Genomic DNA, 18163 nt, shown 5'->3' with positions numbered 1-18163 from the left:
TTTCTAGGCTTCAACACGGTCAAGGCGCGCATTGTAGCGGCGAAATGCCTGACCGGCACCCGAATGCTGCCCGGTGGTTTTTGCGGGGCAGTGACAACCGTGTTGGCGGGTCCGGCCTCATCGCTGTGATGAGGCCATTTACCTGAGCAATCAGCCCTTGGCCGCCATCGCCGTGACTTCCACCCGCATGCCTTCCACTGCCAGCTCGGACACGCCCACCGCTGCGCGTACCGGCCACGGCTTGCTGAAGAACCGCTGATAGACCTCGTTGAACGCCGGGCGGTCGGCCATGTCGGTCAGGTAGATGGTCAGATGCAGCACGCGGTCCATGCCGCTGCCGGCTTTTTCCAGGGCCACTTTCAGCGCCTGCAGGGTGCATTCGCTCTGGGCGGTGATGTCGCCCAGTTCCAGGCTGCCGTCGGCGCGGGTCGGGATCTGGGTGGACACCAGAATGCCGCCGAAACCGGCTACGTCGGAGGAAATGGAGTCCGCATCCGGGTCGGGGATGTAGGTGATGTCTTGATTGGCCATGGGGATCTCTTGCGATGACTGAGTAAAACAGGCCGCACAGTGTAAGCCGCGAGCCGGCTTGCGGCGAATTCGTTTGAACCCTCGGCGCCGGGGACCAGTCCCAATCAGGACCTTTCATGCAAAACAAGGAGAAGTGCAATGAAACCTATCACCTCGATGTTCGCTGGCCTGGCCTTGGTGGGTGCGCTCGCGGCCCCGGCCTGGGCGGACCAGCCGGGTGCCGACTGGAAAGTCACCCAGGAACAGGCCTCCGCGACCCTCAAGGCCGCCGGCTACACGCAGATCACCAAGATCGAGGCCGACGATGGCCATTGGGAAGGCGAGGGCACCAAGGCCGACGGTATGAAATATGAATTCAAGGTCGATCCGCACACCGGCAAGATCGTGAAGGATGAAATGGATCACTGATCCCGCCGCTGTATCCGGGGCCGCCAGGCGGCCCCGAAACCTCAACCCGCCCGCAACGCTTCGACAATCGCCTGATTGAACGCCGGCAAGTCATCCGGCTTGCGCGAGGTAATCAGGGTCCAGCCATTGGCCGTGCAGTGTTTCACCTCGGCATCCACCCATTCCGCTCCGGCATTCTTCAGGTCGATGCTGACGCTGGGGTAGGACGTCAGCGTCTTGCCACGGGCGACGCCGGCGTCGATCAGCGCCCATGGGCCATGGCAGATTGCCGCAACCACCTTGTTGGCGCCGACGAATTCCTTGATCAGGCGCCGGGCATCGCGGTCCTGGCGCAGGGTATCGGCATTCACCGTGCCGCCTGGAATCACCAGCGCCGCGAAATCCTTGCTGTCCAGGCCTTCCAGCCGCGTGTCGGATTCGACGGTGCGGTCTTTCTCGGTGTCGTGGAGAAAGGTCTGCACGCTCCCGCCCTTGATCGACCCGTGGACCAGGGTTGCGCCTTCGGCGCGCAAGGCCTCCAGTGGTTTGAGCAGTTCATCGCGCTCGATGCCGGTGTTCGAGGTGATGACCAGAATCTTCTTGCCTTGCAATGCGTGACTCATGAATGACAGTCCTCTGCGAAGTCGGTGAGACGGCGGATCGCGCCGCCTTACTGTTGAGGCATGGCTCCGCAGAAAAGTTTGGTTTTTTCAGCGGGCAGCGATCCGCGAGCAGCGGATTGAACGTCCTAGGCGCGGCGGCGCTCAGAACTAAAAGGCACCCACAGGATTCACGGCCATGAACGACACCGCGCAACGCCCCGAACTCAACGCCTGGCACGCGATGCTGACGGACGACGGTTACCGCCTCGACTCGCCGGATGCCTGGCACGCCAGCCTGTTGCGCGGCGCCGATGAGTTGCTGGCCAGCGGCGTGGTGGATCGGGACGAATGCCAGGCGCTGAAAGCCCTTGCCGAGGGCGGCCACGCCCGCGCGCTGGAAGACGCGGTGGACAGCCGTGTCGCGGACCCCGACGCATGAAGGCGCTGAAGATTGCCACCTTCAACATCAACGGCATCCGCGCCCGCCTGCCCAACCTGCTGGCCTGGCTGGAGCGCGAACAGCCGGACATCGCCTGCCTGCAGGAATTGAAAGCGCAGGACTTTCCCAGCGAGCAACTTGCCGACGCCGGCTACGGCAGCCTCTATCACGGCCAGGCGGCCTGGAATGGCGTGGCGATCCTGGCTCGCGATGCCGAGCCGCTGGAAATCCGCCGCGGCCTGCCCGGTATGGAAGACGACGGCCAGAGCCGCTACCTGGAGGCCGCGGCCCACGGTGTGGTGGTGGCGTGCCTGTACCTGCCCAATGGCAATCCGCAACCCGGCCCCAAGTTCGACTACAAACTGGCCTGGTTCGAACGCCTGATCGAACACGCCCAGGTGCTGCTGGACAGCGACCATCCGGTGGTACTGGCCGGCGACTACAACGTGGTGCCCACTGATTTCGACATCTATAACCCGCGCTCCTGGCTCAAGGACGCGCTGCTGCAGCCGGAAAGCCGCGCTTGCTACCAGCGCCTGCTCGACCAGGGCTGGACCGACGCGCTGCGCCACCTGTATCCGGACCAACGCCTGTACACCTTCTGGGACTATTTCCGCGAGCACTGGCCGAAAAACTCCGGCCTGCGCATCGACCACCTGCTGCTCAACCCGGCCTTGGCCCCGTACCTGAAAAACGGCGGCGTCGATGCCTGGGTGCGCAATGAAACCAAGGCCAGCGACCACGCTCCAGCCTGGATCGAACTGGGCCCGCGCAAGCGCAAGGCCCGAGAGGACTGACTGATGAACGACGCGCTTTTCGTCGATCTACAACACGTTGCCGAGACCATGCGGCAGTTGCACTTCCACGATGACGGGGCCACGCCCAACAGCCCGTTGCCGGTCATTCGCTATCACCTGCGGTCCAAGCCCGGCAGCGACATGGCGGCGGCGTTCGAGGCGCTGTTCAACCGCAACCAGTGGACGCCGCTGTGGCGTGCCGGCATTTTCGACTATCACCACTACCATTCCACCGCCCATGAAGCGCTGGCCGTGGTTCGTGGCGAGGCGCGGGTGACCTTGGGCGGGCAGTCCGGGCAGACCCTGAGCATTGCCGTCGGCGATGTCCTGGTGTTGCCGGCCGGAACCGGCCACCGCTGTGTCGAAAGCAGCCGGGATTTCCTGGTGGTGGGGGCGTATCCGCGCGGACAGGAAGACTACGATATCCAGCGCCCCGGCAGCGCCAGCCATGCCGATTCGAAAGCACGCATCGCCCGTGTTGCGCTGCCGCTGGCCGACCCGGTAGCCGGCCGGGACGGTCCGCTGATGGTGGCCTGGAAAGCCTCAGGCAGCGCGCGCGGCGAGTAGCAGCGAGGCCGGCTTGCCGGTAAGCGGGTGTGGCGGTTCGATGATGGCGTCGAGGCGCAATCCGCTGGCGTGCAGCAGCGTCACCCAGCTTTCCAGCGTGCGGAAATACCAGGGCGCCGGGTCACGGAACGCCGCGTCAAAGCCTGCCCATGAACCCGCGCGCCAGCCGTCGACATAAGGCTCATCGCCACAGGCCACGTGGGGGTGCAATGTCTGGATCAGCAGATGGCCCGGACGCTCCAGCCACGCCGGCAACGCCGCCAGCAACCGCTGCAGTTCCTCGGCGCCGAACAGCGAGAAATTGCAGGCGATCAGATCGACCTGACGGTGCGGCGTCTGCTGGCTGAACGCCGCATAGTCGAGGCATTCGTAGTCACCCTCGGGATCGCTGATCCGGGCGGCTTCGATCAGGCCCGCCGTGGCGTCCACACCCCAGGTCGCGATGCCCCAGCCGCGCAACGCACGGCACAGCCAGCCCTCGCCACAGCCAAGATCGAGAACACGTCGTGGCCGCCGCGCATCGATGGCGCTTAACATCGCGTGGTCGGTGGCCAGCCGGCGGCTTTCGATCCGCGCTTCGCGCACGGCGGTGATCCAGGGTTCGGCGTTGGTTTGCCAACTGGAGAGGATCAGGGATTCGGGGTTGTGGTCAGGCATGGGCGGGCTCCCGTGGCGGGATGACGTGGAGCACCGGCAGGTGCTCCGGGGCAGTGGATCAGGCGGGGACGCCGAGAATCACATGGGAAGCCTTGATCACCGCAGTGGCGCTGACGCCCTTGGCCAGGCCCAGCTCCTGCACGGCGTCGCGGGTGACGATGGAATAGACCCGGGTGCCGCCGGTCAACTCCAGCACCACTTCGGCATTGACCGCGCCATCGGTGACGCTGATGACCTTGCCTTCCAGGCAGTTGCGCGCCGACAAGCGAATGCCGTCGGCATCGGTCATCAGCATCACCCAGGGCGCCTTGACCAGTGCGATGGCTTCGGCGCCGGGCACCAGGTTCAGGCTCTTGACGCTTTCCACGGTGACCACCGCCACCAGCGTCTCGCCGCCGCCCAGTTCGAGGATGACCTCGCTGTTGACGGCGCCGGGGCGTACCTCGCTGACCTTGCCTTTGAATACGTTGCGTGCGCTGACTTTCATCGTCTCTCCCTCGATTGTGAGCATCGGCCTGGCCGTAAAGAGGGAGAGTGTAGCCGGGGTCGGTTCAGCTCAGAAGGTCTTCGTAAAACGCCCCGTACGGCTTGCTCGGGTGAGCGATCTGGATTTCCAGGATCCACAGCCCGCGGTTCGGCCGCTCGGCCAGGTCGCCAAGGTCGCCGGCGCGGTAGATGGCGTGGGGGAAGTCGCTGACGCGATGGCCCTTGATGTCGAGGTTGAGCGTCCAGCCCATGGCTTCGGCTTCCTGGCGGGCGAAGTCGTAGAGTTCGACGCCGCTGCAGTTCTCGCCGCGCCAGTGTGCTTCGACCCGCTGGTACAGGGTCTTGGCTGCGGCGGCGCAGGCGATCATTTCCGGGTCGTCGCCCACGGCGAAGGTGGCGCCGGCATCGCCTTCATGGCCTTTCCAGACGATGCCCATGTCGATGAAGAAAATGTCGTTGTCGCCCAGCACCGGATCGCCGTCCGAGCGCTGGTTGAAGGCTTTCAGGGTATTGGCGCCGAACCGCACCAGCAGCGGGTGCCAGATGCGTTCCATGCCCAGCTCGGCAAGGATCACCTTGCCGCGGGCGGTGGCTTCGGACTCGCTCATGCCGGGGCGAATGACCGCGGCGATAGCGTCCACGGCTTCCCAGGTGCGGGCCTGGGCGTACTGCATCAATTCCAGCGCGTAATTCGCGCCGGTGGCTTCCTTGGGGTACACGGCGGTGTTCATCGGGGGCTCTCTGTTCAAGGGCTCTTGGGTGTTTTCGCTGTATAGACTTCTATATGGCGATGGCTCTTGCAACATTTTGTTTGGTGAGCCTCAGTGCCCGTACAAGCCGACCAGGCTCTGCGCCCCCAGTGCGTGCCCTTGCAATGCCTTGAGCAAACCGTCCCGGTCCAGACCGTCGGGCAGGGTGCCGGGTGCCAGGTCAGTGGCGATCAGGGTCAGGGCGTAATGATGAGGATTGTCCCCGGCGGGCGGGCAGGGGCCGCGATAAACAGTGGCGCCCTTGACGTTCTTGCCGACGGTGATGCCTTCGCTGACGCCTTCGGCCAGTTCGCCACGTTTGGCATCGATGTTGTAGGCCACCCAGTGGACGACGCCGAGGCCCTTGGCGCCATCCGGGTCGAACATCACCAGGGCCACCGAGCGGGTGCCTTCGGGCAGGTTCGACCAGCTCAACTGCGGCGAGCGCTCCTGGCCCTTGCCGCAGGCGGTATCAGGACCGACCTGGGCCAGGGCAATCCGGCCACCATCGGTGAAGGAGGTGGAGGTGATGGACAGCGGCGCCGCATGTGCGGCGCCTGCGAAGGCCAGCAGGGCGAGGGCGGGGATCAGTGTTTTCACTGCGGTTCACCTTTGAATGAGCTTCGGGGAACCGCAGTGTAGACGCTTACTCGACGCCGGCGCGGGGCACCGGCGGCGACCCGGCGTATTCGCCCATTTCCGGTACCGGCGGATGTTCCTGGGCGGCGTGGCGCAAATCGTCGGTCACCCGCAGTTCGGCACCGGTCGGCGAGAAGGTCGCGGACGGCACGAACGGCGCAGGATTGGCCGGCACCGGGCGCTTGCCGCGGCGCCACAGGAAGAAGCTCACCAGCGCCAGGTTGATCACCGCCATGGCCCAGAACAGACCGACCTCGCCGTAGCGGTTCATCACCGGCGAAATCGCCACCGGACTGATCGCCGAACCCAGCGAGTTGATCAGCAGCATGCCCTGGATCATCGGCACCAGCGCCTCTACCGGAGCACGGTCGGCGGCATGGCTGACCGACACCGGGTAGACGGCGAACACGCCACCCCCGAGCAGGAACAGCATCACCGGCAGCAGCACCGAATCGGACGGCAGCAGCAGGATGACCACCGACAGCACGGTGCAGAGCATGCCGAGCACGATCAGCACATCCTGGCGGTCCTTGCGGTCCGACCAGCGTCCCACCGGGTACTGCAGCAGCATGGCGCCGAGAATCACCCAGGCCATCATGGTGCCGACTTCACCGACTGCCAGGCCGATGCGTTGCAGGTACAGCGGCAGCAAGGTGTAGACCGCGGCGATGGCGAGGCCGGAACCGAAGCAGCCGACCAGGCCGGTCGGGGTCACGCTGAGCAACTGGCGCGGTTTGAGCGGCTCGACGTGCTCCAGCAGCGGCGACACCCGCGGCAGGATCACGATCGGCAGCACCGACAGCGCCGCCAGCATGCCGGCCATCATGAACGGCGCCTGGTCACCCCAGCCGGCAATTTCACCCAGCGCCGCCTGGCTGACCACGCCCGCGCCATAGAACGCGATCATGTACAGCGCCAGCAGACGCCCGCGGACCTTGGTGTCGCCGGCCATCAACAGCCAGCTTTCGATCACCAGGAACACGCCGACCGTGGCCCAGCCGTTGATCATCCGCAGCACCATCCAGCCCCAGGTGTCGACGAACAGGCCCTGCGCCAGGATGGTCACGGCGATCAGCGAGGCGAAGCTGCTGTAGGCGCGGATATGGCCGATGCGCAGGATCAGCCGGTCATTGAACACGGCGCCGAGGGTCAGGCCGATGAAATAGGCAGACGAGACCACACCGATCATGGTGGCCGACTCGCCGGCTTCATCCAGGCGCAGGGTGGTCAGGGAAGACAGAAAGCCATTACCCAGGGCCATGATAAACAGCCCGAGCAGGGGGGCCAGCGCCATCGCCAGCAAACGCGGAGACATACGTACCTCAAGAGTTTCGATTAGCGGTCAGACCCTTGGTACGCGCGCGCACGTCAGCCGGACCGTTGCGGACCGGGGCTGCTCGTTGTTGGGATTGTCGCTGCTCGAAGTGACCAGGCGAAAAAGGGCGCGAGATTCTAATGGGTTTGCCGGGGTCACCGACAGATGGGCAGGGGTGCGGCGGAGTGTCGCAGGTGCCTGGAGCCCCCCACGCACCATTCCACCCACACCTCTGTAGGAGCGAGCTTGCTCGCGAAGGGCCATCAGCGCATATCGCGAGCAAGCTCGCTCCTACAGGGGGGGAGGTTCAGTGGCAGGGACCTGCAAATTCCCCGGCAGCCAGGTACAAGAATCCTGTCCACCCAGATGAGTTAATCCCCCAGCGATCAAGATTCAGATGAATCGCACCTTGCGGTAGTCCTTACGATAAAAACAAAGGGGATTGATGTGAACAGGTTTCGCCATGGCTCATTACTGGCCGCGGCCCTCAGCGCCATTTCTTCCGGCGCGTCGGCCTACGAGCTGTACTCCACCGCGGATTCCACACTGAAGTTGAATGTCCAGGGTGCCCTGGGCTTCTTCCACAGCGACGAAAGCTACAACCAGGGCGGACCGATCGACCCGGGGTCGGTGGCCTGGCAGGAAGCGTTCCTGCGCTACGGCCTGAGCGGGACCACGCGTTTCCCGGAAGCGGGTAACTCGTCGCTGTACGGCGAGTTCAATCTGGTCAGCAACGGCACCTGGGGCGAGGGCGATGCCGCCGGCTACACCGATGGCACCGAGCGTCGCACCGACGTCGACCGTGCCTACGCCGGCTGGCGCTCGGGGGATCTGTTCCCGGCGCTGGGCAAGGACGGCGTGGATATTTCCGTCGGCAGCCAGAAAGTGAAGGTCGGTGACGGCTTCATCATCAATGGCGACGGCCTGAGCGTCGGCAACAACCTCGCCGGTGGCAGCGCCAATCGCGGCGGCGCCTATTACCTCACCGCGCGCAACGCGTTCGACAAGACCGCCTGGCTGCGCCTCGGCGGGCAGCAGGGCTGGCGCGGCGACCTGATCTGGCTGAAATCCGACAACGAAATCAAGGCCAAGCCTGAACTGGGCGTCGCCGTGCTCGAGCATGTCGCGCCGGAGGGCACGGTGGGCCTGACCTACGTCAAGGGCCTCGATGTCGAGGACAAACTGGCCAACGCCTTCAGCGGCCAGCGCGACGGCTTGAAAATCACCAGCCTGCGAGCCCAGGGCAATGCCGGGGTCAAGGACCTGTTCCTGTCCTTCGAGTACGCCCACGAAGACAAACGCCTGGGCGACGAACACGCCTGGTATGCGGAAGCCGGCTGGACCTTCTCGGGCATGCCCTGGCAGCCACGGGTCGGCTATCGCTACAGTCGCTATTCGGAGGATTACGACCCGTTGTTCAGCGGTTTCAGTCGCGGCTACGGCACCTGGTTCCAGGGCGAAGTGGCGGCCAACTACTCCGGGCCGTTCCAGCGCAACGCCGGTATCCACATGTTCAGCCTCGGCCTGACGCCGCACCCGGACGTTGCGATGGGCGTGTTGTATTTCGATTTCAACACCCTCGACCGCACGCAAGGCGACCTGGATGCCAAGGAACTCGACCTCTACGTCGACTGGACCATAGGCAATTTCACCGTCAGTCCGCTGGTCGGCCTGTACAAACCGAAGAAGAGTGCCGAGGACGGCGGATCGCAACTGGGCAGTGATGACCTCAATCTCTACAGCCAGTTGGTAATTTCCTTCGCCTTTTAATGACTTTTCCGGCCCGAGTGTCTTCCCACTTCCTAAAACCAATTATAAAAAAGGACATTCCTGATGCGTGTTCCCTTTTTCCGCACGGCGCTTGCCGCAGCCGTCGGCATGACCGCTTCGCTGGCCGTCGTCTCGGTCCAGGCAGCGTCCAGCGACCCCGCGCGCCCCAACATCCTGCTGGTTGTCGCCGATGACATGGGCTACGCCGACCTCGGCAGTTTCGGTAGCGAGATCGAGACGCCGAACCTCGATTCCCTGGCCGCCTCGGGCGTGCAACTGACCAACTTCCAGGCCATGCCGGCCTGTTCGCCGACCCGTGCCGCGCTGCTGACCGGTGCCGACCCGCATCAGGTCGGGCTGGGCAACATGGCCGAAGAGACCGCGCCCAACCAGGAAGGCAAGAAAGGCTACGAGGGTTACCTCAACGACCGCGCGGTGACCATCGCCTCACTGCTGCGCGACGCGGGCTACGACACCTACCTGACCGGCAAATGGCACCTGGGCAAGACTGAACAGACCGGCCCTGACCAGCGCGGTTTCGAGCATTCCTTCAGCCTGCTCAGCGGCGGTGCCAGCCACTATCCCGACATGAAGCCGGCCTATGCGCCGACCCCGGACGCGAAGGCGCCTTACGCCCAGGACGGCAAGCGCCTGGACGCACTGCCCGCTGATTTCAGCTATTCCAGCCAGTACTACGCCGACAAGATGATCCGCTACATCGCCGCCGACAAAGACAGCGGCCGGCCGTTCTTCGGCATGCTGGCCTTCACTGCGCCGCACTGGCCGCTCCAGGCGCCCGACGCGGCCATCGCCAAATACCGCGGCCGCTACGACGCAGGCTATGACGCATTGCTCGAAGCCCGGCTGAACAAGCAGAAAGCGCTCGGCCTGGTGCCGCAGGACGCCGAGCCCGCCGCGCGCTCGCCGAAAGGCCGTGCCTGGGCCAGCCTCAGCCCCGAAGAACGCCAGCGTGAGGCGCGGGCGATGGAGATCTACGCGGCGATGGTCGACCAGATGGACGCCAACACCGGTCGCGTTTTCGATTACCTGCGCCAGAACGGTCTGTACGACAACACCGTGGTGATCTTCATTTCCGACAACGGCGCCGAAGGCCACGACCTCGACGAGACCTGGCCGGCGGACCAGTTCCCGGAGATCCGCAAAGTGATCGACGAGACCAACGACTTCAGCTACGCCCACATGGGCAAGCCGGGCTCCTACACCTTCCTTGGCCCGAACTGGTCGCGGGTGTCCGCGCCGACCCTGAGCCTGTTCAAGGGCTTCCCGACCGAGGGTGGCACGCGTACGGCCGGGATCATCCGCATTCCGGGGGCCGATTCGCAGGGGAAAAAGCTCGATCAACTGGTCAGCGTCAAGGACTTCGCGCCAACCCTGCTGGAGTTGGCGGGGGTGAAGCATCCGGGGCGGCAGTACAAGGGGCGCGATGTGGTGCCCATGACCGGCACCTCGATCATCCCGCTGCTCAAAGGCGAGAAAGTCGCCAAGCGCACCCAGGGCGGCGAACTGTTCGGCAAGCGCTTCGTGCGCAAGGGCGACTGGAAACTGGTACACATGCCCAAACCTTGGGGCACGGGCGACTGGCAGTTGTTCAACCTGCAGTCGGACATGGCCGAGCGGCATGACCTGAGTGCCAAGGAACCAGGGAAAGTGGCGGAACTGAAAAAGGTCTGGGACCAGTATGCGCAGGAGAACCATGTGATCCTGCCGGACCACGTTAGCGGTTACTGATCCCTCGCTGCGGTTCGGGGCCTCGAACCGCAGCGATCTCAGCAAAGCGCTCCTCAAGACAGAGAACAACAATGCCTTTGCGTGCACACCTGCACTGCCTGACCCTGCTATTGATCCTCGCGTCCCCCTTCGGCGCGGCCGACCCGCGCCCGCCGAGTGAACACCTCTCCGACGGCTACGTCGCCCAGGTACGCTGCACCGCCTGTCACCAAACCCAAGCCAGCGCCTGGGCCAACTCCCATCACAGTTGGTCGCTGCGCGAGGCCAACAGCGCCAACGTGCTCGGCGACTTCAACGACACCACCTTCAGCGACGCCGACGGCATCCGCATGCGGTTTTTCAAGCGCGGCGAGCGCTTCTTCGTCAACGCCGAGGGGGAAGACGGCAAACCCGGGGATTTCGCCATTGCCTACACCTTCGGCTTCGATCCGCTCCAGCAATACCTGATCGAGCGCCCCGGTGGCCGCCTGCAAAGCCTCACCGTCGCCTGGGACAGCCGGCCCGGCGACAAAGGCGGGCAACGCTGGTTTTCGCTACATCCCGGACAGCGTTTCACCCCGGATGACGCCCTGCACTGGACCGGCCGCTACCAGAACTGGAACGCCATGTGCGCTGATTGCCATTCCGGCAACCTGCGCAAAGGCTACGACCCGGCCAGCGACACCTTCCAGACCACCTGGAGCGAAATGGCGGTGGGTTGCCAGAGCTGCCATGGCCCTGGCCAGCGTCATCTTGACTGGGCTGAACAGCACCCGGACAAACCGTCGCCCGCCATGAGCCCGGCGCAAATGGGCCTGGCGGTGGACTTCCATCGCGCCGAGCCAGGCTATCTGGTCGAGCAGTGCGCCCGCTGCCACAGCCGGCGCCAGCCGCTGGGCAATGGCAGCCAGCCGGGCAAACCGCTGCTCGACGCCATGCGTCCGGCGGTGTTGTCCGACGGGCTCTACCATGCCGACGGACAGATCCTCGACGAAGTCTTCGAATATGGCTCCTTCACCCAGAGCAAGATGTTCGCCAAGGGTGTGACTTGCAGCAACTGCCACGAGCCGCATTCCACAACGTTGCGCGCCGAAGGCAACGACCTGTGCAAGGCGTGCCACAACCCGGCGGGCAACCCGCGCTTCCCCAGCCTGGTCAAGCAGGACTACGACAGCCCGCAGCACCACCACCATTCACCGGGAACGCCGGGTGCGCAGTGCGTCAGTTGCCACATGCCGACCCGCACCTACATGGGCGTGGACGCCCGTCGCGACCATGCCTTGCGCATTCCGCGCCCCGACCTCGACGGCACGACCGGCGCCCCGGACGCCTGCACCGCCTGCCACCAGGACAAGCGCCCGGCATGGGCGGCCAGCGCCATCGAGGGCTGGTTCGGCCAGCCGAAACGCGAGCCGCACTACGGCGAAACCTTCGCCGCTGCCCGCCGCCACGACCCCAGTGTCATCCCGCAACTGGCGAAGCTGATCGCAGACGCCGGCAAACCGGCGATTGTCCGCGCCAGCGCCGTCGAACTGGGCGCGGGTTACGGCGATGCGCTCCAGCACAGCCTGCTTGCGGCGCTGGGCGACGACAGCCCGCAGGTGCGCCTGCAAGCGGCCCGCGCCCTGGAAGGGCAAACGCCGGTGCAGCGCCTGAAATACCTGCTGCCATTGCTACAGGACCCGAGCCTCGCAGTACGCGATCAGGCGGCGAGAGGTCTGGCCGACCAACGCAGTGCCGACCTTGCGCAACCCGTCGCCGACCGCCTGGAAGCGCAACTGAACGACCACCTGGAGCGCCTTCGAGAAAACACCGACTTGCCCGCTACGCGCTTGAATCTCGCTGTGTTGCAGGAGCGCCTGAACCGTCCCGTCGACGCGATCGACAACTACCGTCAGGCGCTGAAGCAGGATTCGCGCTACGTCCCGGCGCGCACGGGGCTTGCGCGGCTGTTGATGGCGCAAGGACAAGTCGCCGAAACCGAGCAACTGTTGCGTACCGGCCTGGAACTGCAGCCGCAACAGCCTGAGCTGGCTTATTCCCTAGGTCTTGTGCTCGGCCAGCAGGGCAAGAATGACGAAGCAATCACCTGGCTACAACGCGCCGACGGCCCGCGGGCCCAGTACAACCTGGGCTTGCTGCTGAGCCGGATGGGGCGCACGGAAGAGGCGAGGGCGGCGTTTTTGAAAGGGCTGGAGCAGGACCGGGACAATGCCGACTTGCGCTATGGATTGGCTTACCTCAGTGCGCGGGCGGGTCGCACCGACGAGGCGCTGCGTTATTGCGATGGCTCGCCGGACCCGCGCTGTCAGCGCTTGATCCGGGCGATTCAGGCACGCAGTCGTTGAAGCGCAGGTTCAGCGCTAAGGGTTTCGGCATGGACGCCGATATGCATTCACGGCGCCAGCGTTCAGGCGCCGGCTCCGGGAAATTCAAGGTACGGCATGTTCGAAACCCTCGCGTCACTTCCGCTCTGGCACTACGTTCTGGTTCTGCTCAACTGTGCAGGTATCTTCACTTGGTGCTGGATAGTGGTGTGTCTGCTGATCCCGGGCCGGCGTAAGGATTTCCGTGTTCCACTCCGGCACAACCTGCTCAGGCTCTACCGCCTTCTGATGAACCGTATCGGGTTCAGCCTGCTGTTGCTCGGCGGTGTCAGTCTGCCGGTCAGTGTCCTTTATCACGTAGCCAGTGGTCTGCTGCTCCCTGCCTTTAATCTGGCTCCAGTTATCATCCCGGCGCTAAACCTGATCGTGTTTGCCATCGCTGTCGCAGTCCCGATGCAACTGATGCTGGGCGCGAAAGGGTGGTCGTTGCCACTGGGACGAGGGTTGATGCTCTCGATCGAGCGGGCTCCGACCCTGCCAGGCATCCGCCTTTCCAGGTATGTGCTGTGCTTTCACGTCAAGCGGGACTTCTTCGAGCATCGTCGTGCGGTGACAGACTCGATGGTCAACGCACTCCGGCAGTTGCGTCAGGTCAGTGATCAATACGACATCGTGCTGAAAAGCTGGATGTTCAGCGAGCGTGATGAAAAGAAGGAGCGTCGGGTGGGCAAGCTCAGGATTCTTATGGGGCGAATCCGCACGCTGTTCATCATGGGGCTGTTTCAGGTGCCCCTTTTGGTCTTTGCGCTATGGGACTCGGAGTCGTCCCTGGCGTTGGCCTGCTTCAAGGGCGCGGCGGTTATCGTACTGCCGCTGGCCTGGCTGACGACTCGCTACCTGCGCTCAGCCTCACGCCTGATGCGCAGGATCAGCGTGAACAGCGGCGGCTCCATCGATTCGGCGCCCAGCGTCGCAATCGGGCTGCTGCAACGGGAAATTGCCCGGAGAGCCAAGGGCTACCGGCACAGTTTCATCGCGCCTCAGCCGATCTCGAAGGTCCATCTGGTCGGCTTGAGCCTGACCTCATCGAGGGTAATGAAGACCTGCGGTGGCACAGAGGCGGGTCTCGTCCTCCAGCCGCTGATCGGGCCTGTCCAGCCCGATCAGGAATGGAAGAAACCGCGCAACAAGACTCAACCGGCCGAAGCGGTTGAGATGTCCGGCTCATGCGTCACCGGAAAATTCACCGACCGGGCGATAAAACACTTCTGATGCGCCAGGTGATGCAGTTCGCGGGCGGTTCCGAGGTCTGAGCCGGCGGCGATCACCACCCGCGGCCGCAGTACCACCGAGGTGAACTGCCCGGCGCCGCTGTGTTCTTCGACCATCTCGCCTTGCGCGTCGTCCTCGTAGCTGAGCACCACCACGCCGGCTTCGGCGCAGAGGCCCAGGTACCAGAGTTTGTGGCAGGCGGAGAGGGAGGCGACCAGCAGGTCTTCGGGGTTCCAGCGCGCCGGGTCACCGCGGAAGGCCGGGTCGGACGAGCCGTCGATCGGCGCCTTGCCGGGCGTCTGGATCAGGTGGTCGCGGCTGTAGCCGCGGTAGCTGGAGGTCCCCGTGCCCTGGTTGCCAGTCCAGGTGACGTTGACGTCGTAGCGGTGTTGTTTGTCTGCCATGGGACCCTTCCTGAATGAACGTGGCCCCGAGCCTACGCCGTGGCGGCGTCGGGCGAAACAGGCAAGGGCGCCGGGCCGGATTGTCCGCGCGCAACAAGCCTGACCGGTTGTCCCCTTTTGGGGACATGCCCGCGCCTCGATCACGCTTAGCATGCCGTCCCATAACCACAAGAACACCGGAGACGCATTGACGATGCACAGTCCATCGACCGAGCCGCGGCGCTCGCTGTATTTCGATTATCAGGTCTATCCCGCCTTCACCGCCGATGTTGCGGCCAGCGCCACCCGACGCGAGGCCGTGGTGGTGGTCGGCGCCGGGCCGATCGGCCTCACCGCCGCGCTGGAACTGGCCCGCTACGGTATTCCTTCGGTGGTGCTGGAGGCCGAGCAGCAGGTCAGCGAGGGCAGTCGCGCCATCGTGTTCACCCGGCGCTCGATGGAGATCCTGCAGCAGGTCGGCGTTGCCGGGCGGGTGACCGAGGCCGGCCTCGGCTGGCGCTTCGGCAACTCGTTCTACCGCAATCAGTTGGTGTTCCGCATGGAAGCGCCGCATGACCCGGACGACCGCTTCCCGCCCATGACCAACCTGCAGCAGCCGTGCCTGGAACGCGCGTTGGTGGAGGCAGCCGAAGCCAATCCGCTGATCGAGCTGCGCTGGGGCAACAAGGTGGTCGGCCTGACCCAAGCGCCGGACCATGCCCGCCTGGAGGTGGACACCCCAGCTGGCGTGTATGCACTGGAGAGCACCTGGGTGATCGCCGCCGACGGCGCCCGTTCCGGGTTGCGCGGCCTGCTTGGGCTGAAGCTGGAGGGCGCGGCCTATGAAGGCCGTTTCGTGATCGCTGATATCCGCATCAAGCTCGACCTGCCCACCGAACGCCTGGCCTATTTCGATCCGCCCTGGAACCCGGGTAACACCGTGTTGATGCACCGCGAGCCGGGGGATATCTGGCGCATCGACTATCAATTGCCCACCAACGAAACCCCGGAACAGGCATTGGCCCCGGAATCCTTGCGCCAGCGCATCGACGCCCAGCTCGCCTTGATGGGCATGGCGGACCGCACCTGGGAACTGGACTGGTGCTCGGTGTATTCCGCCCGCGCCCTGACCCTGCCGGACTACCTCGCACAGCGGGTGATTTTCAGCGGTGATGCCGCGCACTTGCTGCCGATCTTCGGTGTTCGCGGGGCCAACACCGGGTTTCAGGACGTCAACGACCTGTGCTGGAAGCTGGCGTTGCAGATCAAGGGCCTGGCCGGGCCGCGGCTGTTGCCGTCCTACAGTCATGAGCGGGTGGCGGCGGCTCGGGAAATCATCGAGGAGGCGGGCAAGAGCACGCGCTTCATGACGCCGCCCAGCCCCGGCCAGCGCCTGCTGCGCGACGCGGTGCTGTCGTTGTCGCTGTCCCAGGATTTCGTCCGGCCGCTGTTTCACTGGCGCACCTCGCGGCCCCACGACTACGCCGATTCGCCGCTCAATTGCGAAAAGGCCGACGACAGCCTGTTCCCACACGGCCCGCGGGCCGGCGCGCCGCTGCTGAACGTGCGCCTGGGCGACGACGATTACCTGTTCGATCACTTGGGGGCGGCGTTCCACTTGCTGTATTTCACCGATGACGGGGCGTTGCCGCTGGAGATCCAGGCGCAGGTCGCGGCAGTGCAAGCGCGGGGTATTCCGCTGCGGCTGATTGCGGTGGGCAGTGCGCGCCCGGTCGACGCTGCCGACCTGACCCTGGTCGATCCCGATGGCCACTTGCGGCGCAAATACGCTGCGCAGGCCGGCAGCGCTTATCTGGCCCGCCCGGACCAGCATGTCTGCGCCCGCTGGCGATCGCTGGGCGCTGACGCCCTGACCGCCGCCTTCCACACCGCATTGGGAAACGACTGAGGACACCGCCATGGCACACCTGACCACCCCCGAACTGGAAATCCTCTATGACCGCCTGGCCGACAGCCTGGACCAGGCGCCTGACGGCAAGCGTGAGCTGCTGCTGGTCAAGCTCGCCCTGTTGGCCGCCGAGGCCCTGGGCGATGTCGAGCGCTTCAGCGAACTGACGGTGATCGCCGGCCGCGACTTGTAACGGCCCGCTGCCTTCCTCGTATGGGCCTGTGCGAGGAAGGCCGTCCAGCTTGCCCGGGCAGCCTGATAGACTCGCGCTCTTCGAAACCCCCGAGAGGGAAACGCCATGCAATTCTGGCCGTTGCGTACCGTGCCGCCGCCGCAGAGCCTGAATATCGGCCAGGCCGCCAGGCTGCTTGCCCATGTCGGGCACGACTATCGCCGGCAATTGGCCGGCGATCTGTTGCAGTTGATCGGCAACGGTATTCCGCTGGCTCAGTGCACGGTCTTCGCTTATGCGCCGCGCCGCAACCCACAGGTGTTCACCTTCGCCGACCGGGCGCGGGAAGTGTCGCTGCCGAAGATTTCCTCCAACTATGCCGAACGCTTCTACAACCAGGACGGCAACCAGCAGGCCATGAGTGGCGGCGGCGGTGAACGGATCATGGTGCAACGCCAGCACATCGATGACATCGGCCACGCCGAATACCGGCGCATCTGCTACGAGCAGCCGAAGATCGCCGAACGCCTGGCGCTGCTGACCCGTTGCGACAATGATCGCTGGCTGTCGGTGAACTTCTACCGGGGCCGGGAGCATGGCTGCTTCAGCAACCAGGAGCTTGACCACCTGGAAGCCTGGGCACCTTTGTTGATGCAGATCGTGCGCATGCATTACCTGGCCTGGCGGCAGGTCGACGAACTGCCGCAGGTGTTGGCCGAACGCCTCGCTACCCTGTACCCGGAGCTGACCCCGCGCGACCTTGAGCTGCTGCGCCTGCTGCTGACCGGCATCGACAACGACGAAATCGCCCGGCGCCTGGGCGTGCGGCCGTCCAGTGCGGCGACCTATATCAAGCGGCTGTACCGCAAACTCGGCACCGGGAGTTTGCGTGAATTGATCGGTCTGGTAACCCAGGGCCACCGGAACTGAAACCCTCGCTTCAACAAGGACTTCCCATGCCGCACCTGGATTGGCTTGAACACCACCTGCACCACAGCGACACCTTGGCCACCTGGCTGCATCGCCAGTTCAGCTACGAGTTCGAGCAGCCATTGGCGGACTGGCAGGCGGAATTCGCCTCGGGGCAACATGACGGTCAGTGGAAATGCCTGATCGTCCTCGATGAGGGCGAACTGCTCGGCGGCGCCGCACTGGCCCGCGACGATCTGCCGGAGCGCGCCGATCTTGGTTCGTGGCTCGCCTGTGTGTTCATCCGCCCCGAAGCACGCGGGCGAGGGCTCGCGGAGCAGTTGATCGAAGGCATTTGTGATCACGCCCGGGCCACCGGCATCGCCCGCCTGTACCTGCACACCCACGACCAGAGCGAGTATTACGCCAAGCGCGGATGGCAGGTGGTGGAGCGGTTCGAGGCATGGGGCAAGGAGCAATGGTTGATGGCGCGGGAGCTGTCCCGCGCCGGTTGATGAAATACA

At 64.8% G+C, this 18163-nt stretch carries 20 protein-coding genes; 12 read left to right on the top strand and 8 right to left on the bottom strand.

Annotated features, from left to right (window positions below):
* Nucleotides 1–150: 150 nt before the first annotated feature.
* Nucleotides 151–531 (bottom strand): RidA family protein, encoded by a 381-nt coding sequence (locus CKW37_RS00490; protein WP_095153473.1) that lies wholly within the window; start codon nucleotides 529–531, stop codon nucleotides 151–153.
* Nucleotides 532–669: 138 nt separating this feature from the next.
* On the opposite strand from CKW37_RS00490, the gene CKW37_RS00485 reads away from it, so the two are divergent.
* On the top strand, nucleotides 670–939 hold the full coding sequence (locus CKW37_RS00485; protein ID WP_095153472.1) for a PepSY domain-containing protein: 270 nt from the start codon (nucleotides 670–672) through the stop codon (nucleotides 937–939).
* Nucleotides 940–980: 41 nt separating this feature from the next.
* On the opposite strand, the gene CKW37_RS00480 is transcribed toward CKW37_RS00485, so the two are convergent.
* Nucleotides 981–1541: a type 1 glutamine amidotransferase domain-containing protein gene (locus CKW37_RS00480; RefSeq protein WP_095153471.1), complete on the bottom strand. Its 561-nt coding sequence runs from the start codon at nucleotides 1539–1541 to the stop codon at nucleotides 981–983.
* Between the two features lie 175 nt (nucleotides 1542–1716).
* Between CKW37_RS00480 and CKW37_RS00475 the strand changes: the two genes are divergently transcribed.
* The 3 genes from CKW37_RS00475 to CKW37_RS00465 are packed head-to-tail and all read left to right on the top strand — an operon-like array spanning nucleotide 1717 to nucleotide 3323.
* Nucleotides 1717–1959 carry a hypothetical protein gene (locus CKW37_RS00475; protein ID WP_095153470.1) on the top strand — a complete coding sequence of 81 codons (243 nt, stop codon included), beginning with the start codon at nucleotides 1717–1719 and terminating at the stop codon, nucleotides 1957–1959.
* Nucleotides 1956–2756 carry an exodeoxyribonuclease III gene (gene xth, locus CKW37_RS00470; protein WP_095153469.1) on the top strand — a complete coding sequence of 267 codons (801 nt, stop codon included), beginning with the start codon at nucleotides 1956–1958 and terminating at the stop codon, nucleotides 2754–2756. Before CKW37_RS00475 ends, xth begins: the two co-directional genes overlap by 4 nt.
* 3 nt (nucleotides 2757–2759) lie before the next feature.
* A complete protein-coding gene (locus CKW37_RS00465; protein WP_095153468.1) occupies nucleotides 2760–3323 on the top strand; it encodes a cupin domain-containing protein in 564 nt (187 codons plus the stop codon).
* Here the strand turns inward: CKW37_RS00465 and CKW37_RS00460 are convergent.
* The 5 genes from CKW37_RS00460 to CKW37_RS00440 form a co-directional block, all read right to left on the bottom strand.
* The gene (locus tag CKW37_RS00460) at nucleotides 3300–3980 is read right to left on the bottom strand and encodes a trans-aconitate 2-methyltransferase (RefSeq protein WP_095153467.1); all 681 of its coding nucleotides are present in this window, start codon (nucleotides 3978–3980) and stop codon (nucleotides 3300–3302) included. The genes CKW37_RS00465 and CKW37_RS00460 overlap by 24 nt on opposite strands.
* Nucleotides 3981–4038: 58 nt before the next feature.
* Nucleotides 4039–4467: a molybdopterin-binding protein gene (locus tag CKW37_RS00455; protein ID WP_095153466.1), complete on the bottom strand. Its 429-nt coding sequence runs from the start codon at nucleotides 4465–4467 to the stop codon at nucleotides 4039–4041.
* Between the two features lie 64 nt (nucleotides 4468–4531).
* Complete coding sequence (locus tag CKW37_RS00450; protein ID WP_095153465.1) at nucleotides 4532–5197, bottom strand: M24 family metallopeptidase; 666 nt, start codon at nucleotides 5195–5197, stop codon at nucleotides 4532–4534.
* A 90-nt stretch (nucleotides 5198–5287) separates the two neighbouring features.
* The gene (locus CKW37_RS00445) at nucleotides 5288–5815 is read right to left on the bottom strand and encodes a YbhB/YbcL family Raf kinase inhibitor-like protein (protein WP_095153464.1); all 528 of its coding nucleotides are present in this window, start codon (nucleotides 5813–5815) and stop codon (nucleotides 5288–5290) included.
* Nucleotides 5816–5861: 46 nt separating this feature from the next.
* Entirely contained in the window at nucleotides 5862–7169 is a 1308-nt protein-coding gene (locus CKW37_RS00440; protein ID WP_095153463.1) for an MFS transporter, read from the bottom strand.
* Between the two features lie 447 nt (nucleotides 7170–7616).
* Between CKW37_RS00440 and CKW37_RS00435 the strand changes: the two genes are divergently transcribed.
* The 4 genes from CKW37_RS00435 (at nucleotide 7617) to CKW37_RS00420 (ending at nucleotide 14266) form a co-directional block, all read left to right on the top strand.
* A complete protein-coding gene (locus CKW37_RS00435; protein WP_256587656.1) occupies nucleotides 7617–8939 on the top strand; it encodes an alginate export family protein in 1323 nt (440 codons plus the stop codon).
* A gap of 63 nt (nucleotides 8940–9002) precedes the next feature.
* Nucleotides 9003–10688 (top strand): arylsulfatase, encoded by a 1686-nt coding sequence (locus CKW37_RS00430; RefSeq protein WP_095153462.1) that lies wholly within the window; start codon nucleotides 9003–9005, stop codon nucleotides 10686–10688.
* Between the two features lie 71 nt (nucleotides 10689–10759).
* A complete protein-coding gene (locus tag CKW37_RS00425; protein ID WP_095153461.1) occupies nucleotides 10760–13015 on the top strand; it encodes a tetratricopeptide repeat protein in 2256 nt (751 codons plus the stop codon).
* Nucleotides 13016–13111: 96 nt separating this feature from the next.
* The gene (locus CKW37_RS00420) at nucleotides 13112–14266 is read left to right on the top strand and encodes a hypothetical protein (protein WP_095153460.1); all 1155 of its coding nucleotides are present in this window, start codon (nucleotides 13112–13114) and stop codon (nucleotides 14264–14266) included.
* Here CKW37_RS00420 and CKW37_RS00415 read toward each other — a convergent pair.
* A complete protein-coding gene (locus CKW37_RS00415) occupies nucleotides 14188–14670 on the bottom strand; it encodes an OsmC family protein (protein WP_095153459.1) in 483 nt (160 codons plus the stop codon). The genes CKW37_RS00420 and CKW37_RS00415 overlap by 79 nt on opposite strands.
* A gap of 193 nt (nucleotides 14671–14863) precedes the next feature.
* Here CKW37_RS00415 and CKW37_RS00410 point away from each other — a divergent pair, with 193 nt between their 5' ends.
* The 4 genes from CKW37_RS00410 to CKW37_RS00395 all read left to right on the top strand — a co-directional run bounded on the left by CKW37_RS00410 (nucleotide 14864) and on the right by CKW37_RS00395 (nucleotide 18154).
* Nucleotides 14864–16558, top strand: a complete 1695-nt coding sequence (locus tag CKW37_RS00410; protein WP_095153458.1) for an FAD-dependent monooxygenase — start codon at nucleotides 14864–14866, stop codon at nucleotides 16556–16558.
* Between the two features lie 10 nt (nucleotides 16559–16568).
* Nucleotides 16569–16751 (top strand): DUF2783 domain-containing protein, encoded by a 183-nt coding sequence (locus CKW37_RS00405; protein WP_095153457.1) that lies wholly within the window; start codon nucleotides 16569–16571, stop codon nucleotides 16749–16751.
* Between the two features lie 105 nt (nucleotides 16752–16856).
* Nucleotides 16857–17660, top strand: coding sequence for a LuxR C-terminal-related transcriptional regulator (locus CKW37_RS00400; RefSeq protein WP_095153456.1), 804 nt, complete (start codon nucleotides 16857–16859; stop codon nucleotides 17658–17660).
* Nucleotides 17661–17686: 26 nt separating this feature from the next.
* Entirely contained in the window at nucleotides 17687–18154 is a 468-nt protein-coding gene (locus CKW37_RS00395; protein ID WP_095153455.1) for a GNAT family N-acetyltransferase, read from the top strand.
* Nucleotides 18155–18163 lie beyond the last annotated feature (9 nt).

Origin of the sequence: Pseudomonas sp. Irchel 3E13 (assembly GCF_900187455.1) — a bacterium.
Taxonomy (GTDB): Bacteria; Pseudomonadota; Gammaproteobacteria; order Pseudomonadales; family Pseudomonadaceae; genus Aquipseudomonas.
This window is presented reverse-complemented; position numbering and strand designations above follow the sequence as displayed.